The sequence below is a fragment of the Homoserinimonas sp. genome, from assembly GCF_056262345.1.
Genome location: NZ_JBACFR010000036.1, coordinates 1 through 2,670, shown reverse-complemented (window position 1 = coordinate 2,670; position 2,670 = coordinate 1). Strand labels below are relative to the sequence as shown.

The following is a 2,670-nucleotide window of genomic DNA, read 5'->3' as shown; positions in this document are numbered from 1 at the left end:
TCTCCGGCCTACGACTCGCTGCATCTCAACACGAGCCGCAGCCGCACCGAGTTCGCCGATTATGCGATGCCCGGTGACTGGCCCGATTACCCCTCCGCCGATCTGGTCGCCGGATACCTCGCCGACTATGCGGATTCGTTCGGGCTCAATGACCACATCCGCTTTGGCATGGAGGTGACGGATGTTGTGCGGGCAGAGGGGGCGGCCGGCGGTTGGCTCGTCACCTGTGCGGATGGCTCGTCGGACTTCTTTGACGCCGTCGTCGTGGCCAACGGGCACAACTGGGATGCCCGCCTGCCGAACCCGGAATACCCCGGAGCGTTCACCGGCGAGCAGATGCACGCCCACGACTACCGAACTCCCGAGGTCTTCGCGGGCAAGCGAGTGATGGTGGTCGGCATGGGCAATTCGGCGATGGATATCGCCGTCGACGCGTCGTATGTGTGCCAGGGGCCCGTGCTGCTTTCGTCCCGGCACGGAGTCTTCATCGTTCCCAAATACGTGTTCGGGCGCCCCTCCGACCAGGTCAACGGCCTGCTCTCGACCCTGCCGTGGCGCATCCGGCAAAAGATTGCGCAGACCATGCTGGCGGTGGCGATCGGCACCCCGCAAAAGTACGGGCTGCCGGCACCGTCGGGCGGCCTGTTTCAGAACCACCCCACCATCAGCGACACGATTTTGCACCGCCTGACCCACGGCGAGGTCGAGGCCAGGCCGGGCATCGACCGCTTCGAGGGTGACACCGTGCTGTTCACGGACGGCAGCAGCGACAGGGTGGATGTTGTCGTGTGGGCGACGGGATATCGGGTGACGATTCCGTTTCTCTCGGAGCGGTGGCTCGGGCCGGATGCCGAGGCGCTGCCGCTCTATGAGCGCGTCTTTCACCTCGACGACCCGAGCCTGAGTTTTGTGGGGCTCATCCAGTCGACGGGCGCCGCGTTGCCCGTGCTGGAGGCACAGGCCAAGCTCGTCGCCGCCCAGGTCTCTGGCCGGTATGTGTTGCCGAGCCTGCCCGAGCAGAGGAAGGCAGTCGCGCGCCACCTTGCGGCGGCCGAAAAGCGCTGGGGAGCCGACCGTCGGCCCCGCATGCGCATCGATTTTGACGCGTATGTGGCCCAGGTTCCGCGGGAGATCCGCGCGGGAGAGGCGCGGGCCCGGCGATCGGTCGCAGAGCCGACCCTTAAAGAAGGAGTACGAGCATGAGCACGAGAGATGCGCGAGGCAAGCGGGTGCTCATCACCGGGGCCTCCGGCACATTCGGCCGGGCGATCGCCGATCGGCTGCGCGCAGAAGGTGCCATAGTCGTGGGGCTCGACATGCGGGCAGACCCTGAGCGGTCGATCCTCGCCTGCGACATCACCGACGACACCCAGGTGGCGGATGCTGTGGGCCAGGCAATTGCGCAATTGGGCGGCCTCGACATCCTGATCAACAACGCCGGGGTGGGCGGGCCAGCGCCCGCGGAGCTGCCGCCGAGCGATGAGGTGCGGCTGCAGCTTGAGGTGAATCTGCTGGGGGCGTGGCGGGTGACGGCGGCGTGCGTTGCCGCTCTCGTTGAGTCGCGCGGGCGCATCGTGATGCTCGCCTCGCGCATGGCGGTGATGCAGTTGCCCTTGGCTGCGGCGTATGGGGCCTCGAAGCGAGCCCTCGTGGCCTATGCCGATGCGCTGCGCCTGGAGCTGCGGCCGCACGTGGGGGTGACGTGCGTGTATCCGTCGTCGGTGCGCAGTCCCATCCACGGGTCGACCGCGGCGGCCGGGCTCTCCCTTGAGGGAATGAGCAAGTATGAGCCGCTGGAGGGTGTCGTCGACGCCGTGCTGCTGGCCGCGCTGAGCCGCAGGCCGAGGCGGGATGTCACGACCACCCCACGGGGAGCCGTCGAGTTCTTTCTGGCCCGGCATCTGCCGGCGCTCACCGACCGTATTGTGGCGAAGACCCTGGCCGAACGCACCCGATCGGGCGCTTTCGATGGAGCACCGCTGGCCGCAGGTGTTGTGGCCCGACAGAGAGGCACCCGATGAGCGTCGAAACAGATCAGGTGAACGCGGCCAAGCCGGTGCGCGCCACGCTCGGCCAGCTGGCGAGCTATTCGAGCGGATCGCTCGGCATGGGGGTGTGGGTCACGGTGCCCGGACTCCTGCTGCTGTACTTCATGACCCATACGCTCGGGGTGTCGCCCCTGTTGGCGGGGCTCACGCTGCTGCTGCCCAAGGTGATCGACGCTGTCGTGCATCCGTTTCTCGGGTCTTTGAGTGACCGGCAGGCGAGGGCGCACGGCCACCGCCGCAGGATGATGTGGTGGGGGCTGGGGCTCGCCATTGCCATGACGGCGATGTTCTCGGTGCCGCCGACACTCGAGGGTGCTGGCGCTGCGGTGTGGATCGGTGCCTGGTACATCGTGGGCAACCTGCTGTTCGCGTGCTTTCAGGTGCCGTACCTCACGACGCCGTCTGACCTGAAGATCAGCTACCACGAGCGCACGCGCGTGTTCATGTTCCGCATGATGTTTCTCACCGTTGGCCTGCTCGGTGCGGGGGTTGCCGCCCCTGCCCTCGTCAAATCGGGTGAGCGCGGCGATTACGCGCAGATGGCGATCATCCTCTCCGTTGCCATGGTCGTGACGGGCGTGATCGGAATCTTCGGCGTTCGCAGGCTCACCGAGCACACGGG

3 protein-coding genes are annotated in these 2,670 nt (G+C 67.0%); all 3 read left to right on the top strand.

All coding sequences use genetic code 11. The features are described from left to right. Nucleotides 1–1,203, top strand: a 1,203-nt coding sequence (locus tag AC062T_RS01700) for a flavin-containing monooxygenase (RefSeq protein ID WP_476026803.1), incomplete at its 5' end; no start/stop codon positions are given. Beyond that, entirely contained in the window at nt 1,200–2,021 is an 822-nt protein-coding gene (locus AC062T_RS01695) for an SDR family NAD(P)-dependent oxidoreductase (protein ID WP_476026801.1), read from the top strand. The genes AC062T_RS01700 and AC062T_RS01695, both read left to right, overlap by 4 nt. Continuing rightward, on the top strand, nt 2,018–2,670 hold a 653-nt coding region (locus AC062T_RS01690), incomplete at its 3' end, for an MFS transporter (protein WP_476026799.1). The genes AC062T_RS01695 and AC062T_RS01690, both read left to right, overlap by 4 nt.

Excerpts from the sequence above, each read along its gene's own strand:
- AC062T_RS01695 (WP_476026801.1), top strand. The coding sequence starts at position 1,200 with ATGAGCACGAGAGATGCGCGAGGCAAGCGGGTGCTCATCACCGGGGCC.